The sequence below is a fragment of the Salinisphaera orenii subsp. orenii MK-B5 genome (assembly GCF_003788635.1).
Taxonomy (GTDB): Bacteria; Pseudomonadota; Gammaproteobacteria; order Nevskiales; family Salinisphaeraceae; genus Salinisphaera; species Salinisphaera orenii.
The window spans coordinates 71,078-86,757 of the sequence record NZ_AYKH01000042.1 but is presented as its reverse complement, the minus strand read 5'-3'; the positions used below and the strand labels follow the sequence as shown (position 1 = coordinate 86,757).

Sequence of the window (15,680 nt, the reverse complement as noted above, 5' to 3'; positions counted from 1 at the left end):
ATCCGAAAAGGAGACAGCGATGGAGACGATTCGATTCGACGTCGCAGCCGGCGTGGCGACGATCACCCTCGACCGGCCGCAGCAGAAGAACGCCATCAACGGCGCGATGACCGGCGAGCTCGCCGAGGCCGTGGCCACGGTACGCGACGACGACAACATACGCGCCCTGGTGATCACCGGCGCGGCCGGGGCCTTCTGTGCCGGCGGCGACATCAAGGCCATGCTGGCCAACCGCGACGATCCGGCCGCGCGTCAGGCGCGAATGCGCTTTCATCACCGCTGGCTGGAGCAGCTCGTGCATCTCGACAAGCCGGTCATCGCCGCGGTCGACGGTGCGGCCTTCGGTGCCGGCTTCGGTCTGGCCCTGGCCGCCGACCTGGTGATCGCGAGCACCCGGGCGAAGTTCTCGATGGCGTTCATGAAGATCGGGCTGGTGCCCGACTTCGGCGCGCTCTACACCCTGCCGCGCATCGTCGGCCTGCAGCGCGCCAAGGAGATCATCTACTCGGCGCGCACCGTCGCGGCCGACGAGGCGGTGTCGCTGGGGATCGCGCTGGAGGCGGTCGAGGCCGAGGCGCTGCCGGATCGGGCCCGGGCCATCGCCACGAGCCTGGCGGCGGCCTCGCCGACCGCGTTCATGCTCAGCAAGCGCGCGCTCAACGTCTCGCAGCTCAACGACTTCAGGACCATGCTCGACATGGAGCTGACCAGCCAGAGCGTGGCCTTCGCCACGCCCGAACACGGCGACGCGGTCGACGCCTTTCTGGACAAACGCCCGCCGGCGTTCGAGTGGCCGGCGCGCGAAGACTAGGGCCTGTTAGCACTTCATGCGAGCCCGCGCCAATCGCTGTTGTGCGGCAAGACGAGGCGTAGTGCGCGCCGTGCAGTCATTCTGCACCAGCGTGCTACAACGCTGGATTGCCGCACAACAGCGATTGTCCCGAAGGGTTGGGCCGCCCATAAAAACGACTAGGGGCGCCCGGCGGCGTTGCAAGCCTGGGTCGTGGCACGCCACGACGCGGCGGCCGCGTGTCGATCGCTCAGGCCGGGCGGAAGACGGGGAGTGCGATGTCCTCGGCCATGTCCTCGAAATCCACGCGCACGGCCTGGCCGATGGCCACGCTGTCGACATCGTCGGTGCGGACGTTCGAGAGCATGCGCGCGCCCTCGTCGAGGTCGATCAGCGCGACCACGTAGGGCACGTACGGCTTGAAGCCGGCGCCCGCCGGGCGGCGCGAAACGGTCCAGGAATAGATGGTGCCGCGCCCGCTGAGGGTCTCCCAGGACAGCGATTCGCTGCTGCAGTGCGGGCAGACGGCGCGTGGATAATAGTGCACGCGCCGGCAGTCCTCGCAGCGCGGCAGCGATAGCTCGCCCTGGCTGGCGGCCTTCCAGAACGGCGCGGTCGCCGGATCGGTGATCGGGACCGGGCGGCTCGGGGTGGATGCGTCCTGACTCATCTCGATGCTCCTTAGCGGTTGCTCAGCACGCAGGTCGCGGTGCTCGACAGGCCGCCGCCGGTGCCGTTGACCAGCGCGGTGGTGGCTTTGTCCAGCTGGCGTTCGCCGGCATCGCCGCGCAGCTGACGGACCGCTTCGAACAGCAGGAACATGCCGTACATGCCGGGATGCGAGCACGACAGGCCGCCGCCGCTGGTGTTCATGGGGAAGGCGCCGCCGGGTGCGATGCGGCCGCCGGAGACGAACTCGCCGCCTTCGCCGGGCTTGCAGAAACCCAGTGCCTCGAGCGTGAGCAGCACGGTGATGGTGAACGAATCGTAGATCTGGACCACGTCGAAATCGTCGTGGCTCACCCCGGCCATCCGCATCGCCGCGGGGCCGCTGTGGGCCGCGGGCGTGGTGGTCAGATCCGGCATGCTGTTGATGGTCCAGTGCGAGACCGATTCGCCGTAGCCGCGCACATAGACCGCTTTCTTGCGGGCGTCGGTGCCGAGTTTTTCGGGCGTGGTCACGACCACGGCGCCGCCGCCGTCGGTGACCAGACAGGCGTCGAGCTTGTGCAGCGGGTCGCTGATCATCGCGCTGTCCAGCACGTCGTCGACGCTCAGCTCGTCGCGCTTCGTGGCGGCCGGGTTGAGCTGGGCCCAGCGCCGCGCGGCCACCGCGATCTCGGCGAGCTGCTCGGAGGTCGTGCCGTATTCGTGCATGTGGCGATGCGCGGCCAGCGCGTAGCTGCCGATGGGGGTGAGCAGGCCGAAGGGCGAGTCGAACTGCATGTTCAGATGCGGCGGCTTGCCGGCCAGATTGCGCCCGGAGGCGCTGCGCTGGTCGCTGGCATAAGTGATGACGGCCACGTCGCAGTAGCCGCGTTCGATCGCCATGGCGGCATGGGCCACATGGGCGTCGAAGGCCGAGCCGCCGATGTTGGTGCCGTCGATGAACCGCGGCTTGATGCCCAGGTGCTCGACCACCGACAGTGGCATCAAAGTGCCCGCGCCGGGCATGCCCCAGAGGCCGGCGGTCAGTACGCCGTCCACATCGGCCATGGTCAGGCCGGCGTCGGCGACCGCGCGGGTGGCGCATTGGGCCTGGACGTCGAGTACGGAGACCGGCTCGGCGAACACGCCCTTGTCGAGGCCGGCTTCGGAAATGCCGGCGATCACTACCTCTCGTGTCATGCGATGTCTGCCTTGCTCTCGGTGGGCGCGAGCGCGCGAACGGATCGCGCGGCTCGGCGTGTGCGAGTCGACTGTATACCGTATTCATGCCGGAGCCGTAAAGTCGCGATCGCGTCCCAGCCGTTCCCGGCCGGGCTTTGTACGACCGGACACGGCGACCGCGCGCGCCTGCGTCGATGGTCGACTTGCCGCGCAGCGGCCGACCGCACAGTATGGGCCGGAATCACACGCCTGTTCGAGACGGAGTTACGCATCCATGGTCAACCTGAGTCCTGTCGCACTGGTTCTGATCGTCGTCGCCTGCGCGGTCGTCGCCCTGCTGGTCGGTTATTTTCTGGGCAGCCGTTTCGGCGGCAAGAAATCGGTCGCCATGCGCGAGGCCCAGGAAAAGCACGACAGCTACAAGAACGACGTGCGCGAGCACTTCGAACAGACCTCGGCGATCATGTCGCGGATGGTCGAGGACTATCGCGACATGTATCAGCACATGGCCGAGGGTGCGGAGAAGCTGGCCGACATCCATCCCGAGCGTCAGGTCACGCCGCCGCCGCGGCCCGAGGCGATCACCCGGGACGAGGACAGCGGGGCATCCGGGGAATCGGCCGCCGGACGCGAGGACAAGCCGGCGGCGGCCGCGGGCGACAGCCGCGCGGCGACCGACGCGCCGCAGTCGGACGCCGGGCCCAAGACCGAGGCCAGGGCGCCCAATCGGGACGCGGTCATGAAGAGCGACTCCTCCAACGATCGTCCCTGGAACAAGGAGGGCGGTCGCAAGCGCTACGGTCTGGAATGATCGCCGCCGCGCGGCCCCGCCCGGGTTGCGCCGGGGCCGCGATGCTGTTCTGATTCCGGCCGGCCCCGCGTCGGCCGGCCCCGTCCGTCGGCCGGCGGCGGGCACTTGGCATCGTGCGAGGAGACCGGTCTTGACCACCCCATATGGCAACCATCAGCTGAGCATCTACGCCGGCGGCCTGAAGGGCCGTCGCCCCGATCTGCCGCTGCGCTACGTCGATCTCGAGGCGCGCGCCCGCCAGATGCTGTCCGACGAGGCCTACTGGTACGTCGCTGGGGGCGCCGGCGAATCTTCGATGACTGCCAATCGGGACGCCTTCGACCGCTATCGGCTGGTCCCGCGCATGCTCACCGACATCAGCGTGCGCGATCTCGGCCGCACCGTGCTGGGCAAGCGTCAGCCGACGCCGCTGATGATCGCGCCGCTCGGCGTGCAGGAGATCATCCACGAGCGGGCCGAGCTGGCGGTGGCCGAGGCCGCCGCGGCCGTCGACGTGCCGATGATCCTGTCCACCGTGTCCTCGTTCGCGCTGGAGGAGGTCCGTTCGGCGCTCGGTGCGACCAGCGGCTGGTACCAGCTCTACTGGCCCAACGACGACGCCCTGGCCACCAGCCTGGTCCAGCGCGCCGAGGCGGCGGGCTACGAGGCGATCGTGATCACGCTCGACACCAAGATGCTGGCCTGGCGCGAACGCGATCTCGAGGGCGCGTATCTGCCGTTCCTGCAGGGGCAGGGCCTGGCGAACTACTTCAGTGATCCGGTCTTCCGGGCCGGGCTGGAACAGCCGCCGGAAGCCGATATGCGGGCGGCGGTCAAGCACTGGTCGAACGTGTTCGCCGCGCCCGCACGCACCTGGGAGGATCTCGCCCGCCTGCGCGCGGCCACCGATCTGCCGCTGGTGCTCAAGGGCGTGCTCCATCCGGAGGACGCGCTCGCCGCGCGTGCGGCCGGCATGGACGGCGTGATCGTGTCCAATCACGGCGGCCGCCAGGTCGACGGCAGCATCGCCGCGATCGACGCGCTGGCGGGCGTGGTCGATGCGGTCGGTGACCAGATCGACGTGCTCTTCGACAGCGGTATCCGCCGCGGCGCCGACGTCCTCAAGGCGATCGCGCTGGGCGCTGATGCGGTGCTGGTCGGGCGCCCCTACGCCTGGGGGCTGGCCTGTGACGGCGCGGCCGGTGTCGAGGAAGTGCTGCGGCGTCTGCTGGCCGACACTGACCTCTCCATGGCGCTGTCCGGGGTGGCGCGTCTCGACGACATGAGCCGTCGGTCACTGCAGCAGCCGTTGCCCGCGGGGATGTAGACGCCCCGCGAACGGCTGCCGACGGCGCGTCAGATCCGGCTGATGGCGGCCTGAACGTTCTGCACCAGATACTTCAGCCGCGGGCCGACCTCGCTTTCCAGCCGATCGGGGGCGAGCAGGAAGGAGGGCGCACCGCAGTTGAAGGCGAAGACGTCGCCGTTGGTTGTTTCAATCAACGGAACCCCGACCGCGTTCACTTCCTTTTCCCAGTCGCCGACCGTGGTCACGAAACCGTGGGTGGCGTACTGCTCGCAGGCGGTCTCGATACCGCGCCGAACTGCCGGCCATTTCTCCGGCCCCGTGCGTTTTTCCAGATGGGTCATGAGATAGCCGCGCTCGACTTCCGGAAGCGCGGCGAGAAAGGCGCGTCCCATGGCCGTGGTGGCCAGCGGAATGCGAGAGCCGATATCGAGACGCAGCGTGACTTCGCCGCTGGCGCGGCGATGGTCGAGATACATCATCGACAGCCGTTCGCGCGCCCCCAGCGCGACCGAGGCGTTCACCTCCTCGGCCAGATCCTGCATGTAGGGGCGGGCGATCTGGCGGATGCCGAAGTTGGCCAGGGTCGCGTAGCCCAGCGCCAGCACGCCCATGCCGAGCTGGTAGCGCTCCAGTTCCTTGTTGTAGGACAGATAACCGAGCTTGGTCAGGGTATAGGTCAACCGCGTGACCGTCGGCTTCGGCAGGCCCGTTCGGCGCGCGATCTCCTGATTGCCCAGCAGGTTGTCGCGTGGCTCGAACGCGCGCAGCACGTCCAGCCCGCGGGCCAGGGCGGTGACGAATTTCCGGTCTTTCTCGGCACCGGCCGGCTGGTCGGGATGTTCTTTCATTTTATTCTGCTATGCGAAACTTTAGCGGCTAATCCGACAATTTGGCTTTTCCATGCCGGACTGTCAACCGAAAATGCATTGCAATGGCCGTGCCGGGCCGTGCTCTAGGGGTGTAATGCTAGGCGTCGAGGCGTTGACTGGCATGCCGCTGGATGGTCTCGACCATGGAATAGAGGCCGTTTCGGCGGTTCATGGTGATGTGCTGCTCGAGATTGAGATCGGCGAACAGCGCATTGATGTCGGTATCCACGATCTGCCGCGGCGTCTTGTCGGAATAGATCATCAGCAGCACGCCGATCAGGCCGCGCACGATGTGGGCATCCGAGTCGCCGCGGAACCGCAGCGCGCCGCTGTCATCGGCCTCGTCGGCGACCAGCCAGACCTGGCTCATGCAGCCACGCACGCGGGTGGCCTCGGTGCGCTCCTCGTCGGCGAGCGGCTCGAGCTTGCGGCCAAGATCGATGATGAAGCGATAGCGCTCCTCCCAGTCCGGCAGCATCTCGAAGGTGGTCTTGAGTTGCTCGATCTGTGGGTCCATGACACCCGGGCCTGCGATGGGAAACCAGTGTGTGGTGAAGCATTGGGGCAGCGGCGGGGTCAGTCAAGCGGTCGGGGCGTCGATTCCGGCCCGTCGACCAGCGGGCCGACATTCTGCTTGGTCAGTCCCTGATTGATCGCCAGCCGGACGAGATCCGCCACGCTGTCGGCGGCCAGCTTGTGCTTGATGCGCACGACATAGTTCGATACCGACTTGTGCGACAGTGAGAGGGTGGCCGCAATCCGCGGATTGCTGTGACCCTCCACCAGCAGCTGGAACACTTCGAATTCCCGCGCCGACAGCGTTTCCACCGGCCCGGCGTCGATGGAGAGCTCGCTCAACGCGATGGCCTGCGCGATATCTTGGCTGAGATACACGGAACCTCCTAGAACGCGCTCGATGCCCTCTATCAGACTTTCCGGCGGGCTCGTCTTGGTGATGTAGCCGAGCGCACCGGCTTTCAGAGCACGTGTGGCGTAGGTTGGCTCGTCGTGCATCGTAAACACCAGTACGGCGGTGTGGCCGCGGTGTGCGCGCACGCGGCGGATGATCTCCAGGCCGCCCATGTGCTCCATGGAGAGGTCGAGTATCACCAGTCGCGGTGCATGGGCTCGAAACAATCGCCAGGCCTCCTCGCCCGTGGCGGCTTCGTGGCCCACGTGGTACCCGGCGTGTGTGAGCAGTTCGCGGCATCCGCGACGCACGATCTCGTGATCATCGACCAGCAGTAGTGATGGGTTCATGTCGGCCCCGTGGCCCGGCGACGTGAATCGGCGGGGCTGTGTTCGATCGACAGCGACGATAACCGAAGAACCCCCGGGATATCTTCCCGATCCGAGCCCCGATCCGGGTATGCGGAAACGCCGTGCCGCTTTCGATGTCTGCCGGCGTCATGTCCGGTTTCGCAGATGGGAAAAAACCTCAATTCGGATGGGAAATAATGTATTCGTTCTGAGTGCTTTGCGAGGACAGAAGCAGGGTGCCGCGCCATATCGCTGAGCGCCGGACTGTCTTATACCTATATAGGCGTCAACGCGCCGATTCCGGTGCAGGCCAGACAACATCACAGAACAAAGCGAACGAGAGGAGAGAAGCGATGCCACGAACGAGGCGCATACCGGTGCGTCGGGGCGCACTAGCCCTGGCGGCCACCGCCATTTACGCGCTCGCCGCTCCGGCGGGGGCCAACGACAAGCTTCAGGAACTCGCGGCCAGCCAGGAGAACTGGCCGATGCAGTGCAAGAACTACGACTGCAATCATTTCAGCGAGTCCACCCAGATCAATGCCGACAATGTTGAGAATCTGGCGCCCGCCTGGTCGTTCTCGACCGGCGTGCTCAACGGCCACGAAGGATCGCCGATCGTCGTGGACGGCATGATGTATATCAACGGGCCGTTTCCAAACAATGTCTTCGCACTCGATCTCGACGATCCCAACGAGATCGTGTGGCAGTACAAGCCCAAGCAGGACCCCGCGGCACGCTCGGTCGCCTGCTGCGACGTCGTCAATCGTGGGTTGGCTTACTATCCGGGCGACGGCGAGACCCCGCCGCTCGTGATCGAGACGCTGCTCGACGGCCATCTGTTGGCACTCAATGCCGAGACCGGCGAGATGTACTGGAAGCTCGAGGTCATGGACCCCGCCGTGGGGCAGACGCTCACGCAGTCGCCGTACGTGGTCAAGGACAAGGTCATCGTCGGTTCGTCGGGGGCCGAGCTCGGCGTGCGCGGCGTGGTCACCGCCTTCGACGTCAAGACCGGCGAGCAGGAATGGCGGGCCTATGCCACCGGGCCGGACGAGGATCTGCTGCTCGCCGACGACTTCAACGCCGCGAATCCGCATTACGGCCAGGAGGATCTGGGCGTGAAGACCTGGGAAGGCGATGCCTGGAAGATCGGCGGGGGCACCAACTGGGGTTGGTATGCCTACGATCCGGAAGAGGATCTCGTATACTACGGTTCCGGCAATCCGGCGCCTTGGAACGAAACCATGCGTCCGGGCGACAACAAGTGGACCATGTCTATCATGGGGCGCGACCTGGAGACGGGCGAGGCCAAGTTCGCTTACCAGAAGACCCCGCACGACGAGTGGGACTACGCCGGCGTCAACGTAATGATGCTCTCCGAACAGGAGATCGACGGTGAGAAACGCAAGCTGCTCACCCATCCCGACCGCAACGGCATCCTCTACAGCCTGGATCGCACCAACGGTGATCTCGTGCGGGCCGACAAGATGGACGACACCGTCAACTGGGTGAAGCACGTCGACATGGAGACCGGCATTCCGGTGCGCGACCCCGAATACGGAACGCGCATGGATCATCGCTCGAAGGGCATCTGTCCGTCGGCAATGGGTTATCACAACCAGGGCGTGGACTCTTACGATCCCAACCAGCAGTTGTTCTTCATCGGCATGAACCACCTGTGCATGGACTGGGAGCCCTACATGCTGCCCTACCGTGCGGGCCAGTTCTTCGTGGGCGCCAACGTCTGGACCTATCCGGGGCCGAAGGGCAACCGCGAGGAAGGCACGGGTTCCGGCCAGGTCAAGGCGTACGACGCCAAGACCGGCGATTTCAAGTGGTCGGTCATGGAGCGCTTCGCGGTCTGGGGTGGCACCACCGCCACCGCCGGAAATCTGGTGTTCTACGGAACGCTGGATGGATTCATCAAGGCCCGCGATTCGCGTACCGGCGAGCTGCTGTGGAAGTTCAAGCTGCCTTCGGGCGTGATCGGCCATCCGATGACCTATATGCATGACGGCACCCAGTACGTCGGCATCAACTACGGCGTCGGCGGCTGGCCGGGCGTGGGTCTGGTCTTCGACCTGAACGACCCGTCCGCGGGCCTCGGTGCGGTGGGGGCGTTCAAGGAGCTCGCCAACCACACGCAGATGGGCGGCGGCTTCGTCGCCTTCTCGCTCGACGGTGAGAGTCCGTATACCAAGGACATCAACACCGGCGAATACCAGGCGAACCCAGGCTCTGGGGACAGCGATAGCGGATCGGCTGCGGCCGATGGCGGAAACGACGACCGTCAGGCCAGCCGCTAGCGCGAGTCAGCGGAGAACGGACGGCGGGCGTGGCGCGCGTCCGCCGTCTTCCCCAACCATCCGGAGTTTGCAATGAAAGCGTTAACCAAGCCGTTGGGCGCCGGCCTCGTGGCTGTGACCTGTCTGATCGGGCCATCCTGGGCGCATGCCGCCAATAGCGAGCCGCTGCGCATCTGTGCGGCGGCCGATGAGCTGCCCTTCTCGAAGCAGGGCGGCGACGGTTTCGAGAACGAGATCGCGAAGATAGTCGCCGACGGCATGGATCGGGACGCCCGGTTCGTCTATGTCGATGAGCCGGGTATCTATCTGGTGCCCAACTATCTCAAGAAGGACAAGTGCGACGTCATCACCGGCGTCGATGCCGACGATCCGCGCGTGGCCACAACCGACCCCTATTATCGGTCGAGCTACGTCTTCGTGTACCCGAGCAACGAAGACATCGAGATCGACTCCTGGGACAGCCCCGATCTCAAGCAGATGACGCGTTTCGCCATTTCGCCGTACAGCCCGGTCGAGCCGAAGCTGCGGGACATGAACAAATGGGACGACAACCTGAACTACATGTATTCATTGATCGGCTTCAAGTCGCGACGCAACGAGTACGTCCGCTATGACCCGCAGACGCTGCTCGGCGAGGTGGTCGACGGCAACGCCGATGTCGCTATTCTCTGGGCACCGGAGGTGGCGCGCTACGTTCAGGCCTCCGATCAGCCGCTGGCGATGGAGCCCGTGCCCGATACCACGACACGTCGTGGTGAAGCGCTGCGGTTCAGCTACGCGCAGGCCATGGCGGTCCGGGAGGACGAGACCGAACTGAGGGATGCGCTCAACCAGGCACTCAAGAAAAAGCACGACCAGATTCGTGCGGTGCTGGAAGACGAAGGCATTCCTCTGAATGATCTCGATGCCGCCAGTCGTGCCGCGGCCGGCGCGGCGCAAGCGACAGGAGCCTCATCTTGATGATTCATCGACAGTATCGTCTATCGGCCCGAGTGATCCTCGTTCTGGCCACGTTTCTCGTCGGCGTCGCGACCATCGCTGCCGCGGCGGAAACGTTCCGCAATACGGTCGATGGCTCCGAACTCGACCTGTCCAAGGCCCAGGCCGGAGAAAAGCCGGATGCGGTCGAGACGTTCGAACAGACGGGCAAGAACCCGTTGAACGGCGATGAGGGGTCGATCGAGAAAGGCAAGGAAGAATTTCTAGTGGCCTGTGCGGGCTGCCATGGCCATCACGCCAAGGGCAAGCTCGGTCCGTCGCTCATCGACGATTACTGGACCTATCCAGCGAATGCCGAGGACAAGGGTCTGTTCTCCACCATATTCGGCGGCGCCCGGGCGCAGATGGGACCGCACTACATGTCCATGACCAAGACCGAGATGCTGGAGACGATGGCGTTCCTCCGCGACATCTATGAAGGCAAGGCCTCCAAGGCTGAATGGCTGGACCTGGAGGGCAAGAAGGCCCTGATCAAGGAACGGAAACGCGATCAATCGGAGGGCGAGGGCGACGCCTAACGCGTTTCAGATCGCTCGAATGCGTTGATAAACGACAAAAACCAAGGCGAACGAAGGAGAGTCAATCATGCGAAACCGTCGAATCATCATCGGTGCGACGCTGGTCGCGGCTGGCGGTCTGCTCGGTACGGGGACGGCGCTGGGCTACGACGGCACCAATTGCGAAGAGCCCGGAATGTGCTGGGAGCCGAAACCGGGTTACCCGGAAAAGATCGAGGGCAGCAAGTACGACCCGAAACACAGCGAAAGCGAGCTCAACAAGCAGCAGGAATCCATACGCGGCATGGAGAAGCGTAACGCCATGCGCGTGAAGCACTTCAAGGAGACCGGCGACTGGGTGTACGACACCGATGAGCTGGAGCTGCAACAGGCCATGGACGAAGAACAGAGCAGCAGCTGACGCAGCGCGCGCTCTGTGCGGCGCGGCCCCGATCCCGTATCGGGGCCGTTTTCTTCCGGGCTACGGTGCTGTCCCGTCAATCTCGTATGGAAACGCGCGCGAAACGGCGTGGCTGGCAAGGCCCTAAAGCGAGTCGTAGCGAAGACTATGGCGAGCTGTCGCCACGCCGCCAGCGGCGTCGTGTGACGCGCAAACGTCGGGGTTGCTTGCGGGACGGGGCACAAGGTCCGCGACATCGGATTACGCTTATGCAAGGGGATAGTCGCCTCGCGGACTGGCGCGCCCGTGCGCTGCGCCTCGAGGAACAGGTCAACAGTGTGATGGTGAGCCAGGCGTACGCCGTCCGCCGCATGCTGATCGCGGTCTTCGCGCGCGGCCACGTACTGCTCGAAGGTGACGTTGGCGTTGGCAAGACCACGCTGCTGCGGGCCATGGCGCGCGGTCTCGGCGGCGGCTACGAGCGCCTCGAAGGCACCGTCGATCTCATGCCGTCCGATCTGGCGTATCACACCTATATCGACGAAGACGGCAAGCCGCGCGTCGAGCCCGGGCCGGTATTACGCCACGGCGAATCGCTGGCCACGTTTTTCTTCAACGAGATCAACCGTGCCCGGCCGCAGGTGCACTCGCTGCTGCTGCGGTTGATGGCCGAGCGGTCCATGAATGCGTTCAACCGGGAGCACCACTTTCCGCACCTGCTGGTATTCGCGGATCGCAATCGTGTCGAGCGTGAGGAAACGTTCGAGCTGCCGGCGGCGGCCCGCGACCGGTTCTTCATGGAGATCGGTATCGCCGCGCCGGAAACGCGCGAGGCCCGGCGCGCGCTGATGTTCGATCCGAAGTTCCACGACGCGGACGCCTTGATCGAAAGTGTCGACGAGGGGCTGGTCGATTACACCGCGCTCAACGCCTTCGCGAGCGAACTGCAGAACGCGATCAGCGTCAGCGAAACCCTCCAGAACTATGCCCTGGACCTCTGGCAGGCCATGCGCGATCCGGCCGCCGCGGGCATCCAGCTCGACGATGTCGACGTCAACACGCTGATCGCCGGTGGCGGCAGTCCGCGCGGCATGAGCATGATGATCCGTGCGGCCCGCGTGAACGCCTGGCTCGCCGAGCGTGACATGGTGGTGCCCGAGGACATACGCGCCGTGTTCGCCGAGACCGCCGGCCACCGCCTCTTCTTCAATCCGATCTACGAGCTGCGGCGCGATGAGATCATCGGACGGTTGCTCGACGCGGCGCTCGCCCGTATCGCCGCGCCGTGAGTATGATCGCCGAAACCCAGCGCGAATTCGTCTACCGTATTCGCTGGCGCCCACAGAGCATGCGCCCGGGTGCGCACACGAGCCAGCGCTCGGGTATGGGGCAGCTGTTCTCCGGCTATGCGTCGCTGCTGGATCATCCCGACCCGCGGCGCCTCGATCTGAATGCGAGCGTACGAGACCCGTACGGCATGCTGTATACGCGGGTCTTCCGACAGCGCGCGGCCATCCCGGTCATGCTGCTGGTGGATCGCTCCGCCTCCATGCGCTTCGGCGACAAAGCGGCCTTCACGGCGGCGTTCGCGGATGCGACTGCGCGCTCGGCGACCGCTACCGGCGATGCCTTTGGTCTGCTGACGCTCGACGATGGGGCTCGCGCATTGCACCTGCCGCCGACTTTCAAGCGCGGCGCTGCGCAAGGCGTGATCGAGTGCCTGCAAGAGGGACCGTCGCTCGGGCGGCGCCTGGGCGAGCCGCGCGCGCTTGCCACGCGCCTGCCGCGCGAGCGCGCGCTTGTCTTTCTGGTATCGGATTTCCACTGGACGACGCGTGAGCTCGACGGCGTGCTCGACGGCTTGGCGCGCCACGACGTGGTGCCGGTTGTCGTCTGGCACGAGCGCGAGTATTCGGCGCTGCCGCGGCGCGGCCTGATGAGCCTGCAGGATCCGGAGACCGGACGGCGGCGCACGCTGTATATGCGTCCGCGGCTCGCCGAACGCCTGCGGCGAGCCTACGCCGAGCGCCGTGCGTATCTGGCGCGCCAGTTCATGCGCCAGGGCCGGCGGCCGTTGTTCGCTGGCGCACGCTTCGATGCCAGCGTCCTGACCGATCATTTCCTACGTACGGCATGACCCACTCTAGCGCCATTGTCGGTTCCTCGTGGCTGTTGGGGCTCATGCTTGCGCTCGCCATCGGTGTCACGCCGGCTCGAGCCGCGGATATCGACGTGGCCGTCAAGAACCCGCGTGCCTACGGCCATGTCGTCGGCGACCGGCTCACGCGCGGCGTACGCTTCACGCTACCGGACGGCTACCGGCTCGAACGGACGTCGCTGCCCGGGCAAGGCAAGTTGAATTATTGGCTGGATCTGGTCGCGCTTTCGTTCGACGCCCTGGACGAACGTGGTGGTCGGGTCGAGGCCACCTTCGTCTATCAATTGTTCTATGCGCCGCTGCAGGCGGGCCGCCGGGAACTGCCGTCGTTTACGGTACGCGCGGTCGGGCCCGACGATGACGTCATCGAGGCCCGTGTGCCGGGCTTTGCGTTCACGATGTCGCCGTTGATCGAGCTGCAGTCCGAAGCCGAATTCGGCAGTCAGGACAACGACATCATGCTGCCGGACGAACGGCCGGGCCTGCGCGATGTCGCCGCGCCCCGCCGGACTGCCCTGATCAGTGTCGTCATCGCATGGGTGGCGGTGCTCGCCTGGGCATGGATCAGCGATCGTCTGCCCGGGTACAAGCGCGGTCCATTCGCGCTCGCCGCCGCGCGACTCAAGCGACTGCGCCGCGGCACGGAGCCCGCGACGCCCAGTGCATTGCGGGTGCTCCACCGCGCCTTCGATGCGACCGCCGGTCGCGCGGTGTTCGCCGAGGATCTGGATGGGTTCGTGGCGGCACATCCCGCCTTCGCCGATCTGCGCGACGAAATCGACACCTTCTTCGCTTTCTCGCGACGCTTCTTCTTCGTCGGAGTCGAGTCGAACGGCGACCGTAGACACACGCTGACGGAGTTGCAGCGGCTGGCCGAGCAATGCCGGCGCCGGGAGGCCCGCGCATGAATATCGCGTTCGATCGACCGGTATTGCTCGTGGCGCTGGTGCTCGCGCTGCTGCCCTGGTGGCGGCTGCCGCTGCGCGTCGGCGAGCACGCCTGGCTAGAGATGTGGCCGCCGGACGGTCTGTCGACCGGTATCGATATCGGGTTGCGAATCGCGGCTTCGCTGGCGATTGCCGCACTCATCGCCGGCCTCGCCCGACCGTACATCGGCGCCCAGACCGTCGAGAAAATCGCGCGCGGGGCGCATGTCGTGCTCACGCTCGATCGCAGCCTGAGCATGGACCAGACCTTTGCCGGCCGGAATCCGCAGGGCGGGGAGGAATCCAAGAGCGAGACCGCGCGCCGCCTGCTCACCGAGTTCATCGGCGAGCGCGATCACGACCTCTTCGGTGTGGTGTCGTTCAGCACCCGGCCGATGGCGGTGGTGCCGCTGTCCGACGACCGCCGAGCGGCGCAGGCCGCAGTGGCCGCTGCGGCCACGCGCGGTCTGGCGTTCACCAACGTCGCGGCGGGGCTGTTCATGTCGCTGTCCTATTTCAAGGACACGCGGGCCAGCGCGTCGCGCGCCATCGTGCTCATTTCCGACGGCGCCGCCGAGATCGATTTCCGCAGCGCCGAACACCTGCGTGCGCGCTTCGCCGAGTACGACGTATCGCTGTACTGGATCTTCCTGCGTACCGCGGGCAGTCCCGGCATCTTCGACGCGCCGGACGAACCGCGCAACGACAACGCCAAGGCCATGCCCGAGCGCTACCTGCATCGATTCTTCCAGAGCCTGTCCACGCCGTACAAGGCCTACGAGGCGGAAAATCCGGCCGCTTTGGCCGAGGCCATCTCGGACATCGGCCGGCTGGAGCGTCGTCCGTTGGTCTACGAGCAGCGTCTGCCGAGACGGGATCTGAGCGGTTGGGTGTACGCGTTCGCCGCGGTGATGCTGGTGCTCGGCGTGGCGTCGAAGGCGGCCGAGCGGGAGCTCGTGGTATGAGTCGGCGCCGGATTCTCGGCTGGCTCGTTCTCGCCGCAGCGGCGGTGGCGACGAGCGTGAGTGTCTGGCAGGCCGCGCTCTGGTATGGCCACAGCCGCGATAACGATGCCATCCGTAACGCGCTCGCCCACGAAAGCGGGGACGTCACGCCGCAATCGCCGCTGCCGGTGCTGTTCGCGCAGGGTTACGCCGAATCGAAGCTGGATCGCTATCGCGAGGCCGGCGCCGCCTATCAGACGATCTGGATTCGTACCGACGGCGGGACGCGCGGCGATCCGGAGGGGCTGGCGGCCAAGACGCGCTACAACCTCGGCAATCTCTACGTGCAGCGCGCCGTGGCCGCCGCCGACGAATACGACATCGACGGTGCGCGAACCATGGCGGAACTGGCCAAACAGGCCTATCGCGATGCGCTACGGGCCGATCCGGGGTACTGGGCGGCGAAGCACAACTTCGAGGCCGCCCAGCGCCTCGTGCGGGATCTGCCCGTCCACGAAGGCGAGCCCCAGGAGGGCGAAAAACCGGCCGAGGAGGTCTGGTCGCAGATGCCGGGTTTTCCGCGGGGTGCCCCGTGAGCG

General features: G+C 66.0%; 17 protein-coding genes. 12 read left to right on the top strand and 5 right to left on the bottom strand.

The annotated features are described in order from the left end of the window. Nucleotides 1-19 precede the first annotated feature (19 nt). Complete coding sequence (locus tag SAOR_RS15005; protein ID WP_123632129.1) at nt 20-811, top strand: enoyl-CoA hydratase/isomerase family protein; 792 nt, start codon at nt 20-22, stop codon at nt 809-811. A gap of 229 nt (nt 812-1,040) precedes the next feature. On the opposite strand, the gene SAOR_RS15000 is transcribed toward SAOR_RS15005, so the two are convergent. Both SAOR_RS15000 and SAOR_RS14995 read right to left on the bottom strand, forming a co-directional pair. Further along, nucleotides 1,041-1,460, bottom strand: coding sequence for a Zn-ribbon domain-containing OB-fold protein (locus SAOR_RS15000; protein WP_123632128.1), 420 nt, complete (start codon nt 1,458-1,460; stop codon nt 1,041-1,043). 11 nt (nt 1,461-1,471) lie between these two features. Continuing rightward, a complete protein-coding gene (locus SAOR_RS14995) occupies nt 1,472-2,638 on the bottom strand; it encodes an acetyl-CoA acetyltransferase (protein ID WP_123632127.1) in 1,167 nt (388 codons plus the stop codon). 256 nt (nt 2,639-2,894) lie between these two features. Here SAOR_RS14995 and SAOR_RS14990 point away from each other — a divergent pair, with 256 nt between their 5' ends. Both SAOR_RS14990 and SAOR_RS14985 read left to right on the top strand, forming a co-directional pair. Beyond that, a complete protein-coding gene (locus SAOR_RS14990; protein WP_123632126.1) occupies nt 2,895-3,431 on the top strand; it encodes a Z-ring associated ZapG family protein in 537 nt (178 codons plus the stop codon). 130 nt (nt 3,432-3,561) lie between these two features. Beyond that, complete coding sequence (locus tag SAOR_RS14985) at nt 3,562-4,737, top strand: alpha-hydroxy-acid oxidizing protein (protein ID WP_123632125.1); 1,176 nt, start codon at nt 3,562-3,564, stop codon at nt 4,735-4,737. Nucleotides 4,738-4,766: 29 nt separating this feature from the next. Here the strand turns inward: SAOR_RS14985 and SAOR_RS14980 are convergent, their stop codons facing one another. The 3 genes from SAOR_RS14980 to SAOR_RS14970 all read right to left on the bottom strand — a co-directional run bounded on the left by SAOR_RS14980 (nt 4,767) and on the right by SAOR_RS14970 (nt 6,848). Continuing rightward, a complete protein-coding gene (locus SAOR_RS14980) occupies nt 4,767-5,567 on the bottom strand; it encodes an IclR family transcriptional regulator (protein ID WP_123591488.1) in 801 nt (266 codons plus the stop codon). A gap of 118 nt (nt 5,568-5,685) precedes the next feature. Further along, nucleotides 5,686-6,105, bottom strand: a complete 420-nt coding sequence (locus tag SAOR_RS14975; protein WP_123591487.1) for a SufE family protein — start codon at nt 6,103-6,105, stop codon at nt 5,686-5,688. Nucleotides 6,106-6,164: 59 nt separating this feature from the next. Continuing rightward, entirely contained in the window at nt 6,165-6,848 is a 684-nt protein-coding gene (locus tag SAOR_RS14970; RefSeq protein WP_123591486.1) for a response regulator, read from the bottom strand. A 353-nt stretch (nt 6,849-7,201) separates the two neighbouring features. Here SAOR_RS14970 and SAOR_RS14965 point away from each other — a divergent pair, with 353 nt between their 5' ends. The 9 genes from SAOR_RS14965 to SAOR_RS14925 all read left to right on the top strand — a co-directional run bounded on the left by SAOR_RS14965 (nt 7,202) and on the right by SAOR_RS14925 (nt 15,677). Beyond that, a complete protein-coding gene (locus SAOR_RS14965) occupies nt 7,202-9,157 on the top strand; it encodes a methanol/ethanol family PQQ-dependent dehydrogenase (protein ID WP_123591485.1) in 1,956 nt (651 codons plus the stop codon). Between the two features lie 72 nt (nt 9,158-9,229). After that, nucleotides 9,230-10,117: a methanol oxidation system protein MoxJ gene (gene moxJ / locus SAOR_RS14960; RefSeq protein WP_123591484.1), complete on the top strand. Its 888-nt coding sequence runs from the start codon at nt 9,230-9,232 to the stop codon at nt 10,115-10,117. Then, entirely contained in the window at nt 10,117-10,674 is a 558-nt protein-coding gene (moxG, locus tag SAOR_RS14955; protein ID WP_123591483.1) for a cytochrome c(L), periplasmic, read from the top strand. Before moxJ ends, moxG begins: the two co-directional genes overlap by 1 nt. A gap of 67 nt (nt 10,675-10,741) precedes the next feature. Further along, on the top strand, nt 10,742-11,074 hold the full coding sequence (locus SAOR_RS14950; protein WP_123591482.1) for a methanol dehydrogenase [cytochrome c] subunit: 333 nt from the start codon (nt 10,742-10,744) through the stop codon (nt 11,072-11,074). A 248-nt stretch (nt 11,075-11,322) separates the two neighbouring features. Further along, entirely contained in the window at nt 11,323-12,342 is a 1,020-nt protein-coding gene (locus SAOR_RS14945) for an AAA family ATPase (protein WP_123632191.1), read from the top strand. A 2-nt stretch (nt 12,343-12,344) separates the two neighbouring features. Then, a complete protein-coding gene (locus SAOR_RS14940) occupies nt 12,345-13,190 on the top strand; it encodes a DUF58 domain-containing protein (protein WP_123632190.1) in 846 nt (281 codons plus the stop codon). Next, nucleotides 13,187-14,119 (top strand): nonribosomal peptide synthetase MxaA, encoded by a 933-nt coding sequence (locus tag SAOR_RS14935; protein ID WP_123632124.1) that lies wholly within the window; start codon nt 13,187-13,189, stop codon nt 14,117-14,119. Before SAOR_RS14940 ends, SAOR_RS14935 begins: the two co-directional genes overlap by 4 nt. Then, nucleotides 14,116-15,102, top strand: coding sequence for a vWA domain-containing protein (locus SAOR_RS14930; protein WP_123632123.1), 987 nt, complete (start codon nt 14,116-14,118; stop codon nt 15,100-15,102). Before SAOR_RS14935 ends, SAOR_RS14930 begins: the two co-directional genes overlap by 4 nt. Further along, complete coding sequence (locus SAOR_RS14925; protein ID WP_123591478.1) at nt 15,099-15,677, top strand: hypothetical protein; 579 nt, start codon at nt 15,099-15,101, stop codon at nt 15,675-15,677. Before SAOR_RS14930 ends, SAOR_RS14925 begins: the two co-directional genes overlap by 4 nt. Nucleotides 15,678-15,680 lie beyond the last annotated feature (3 nt).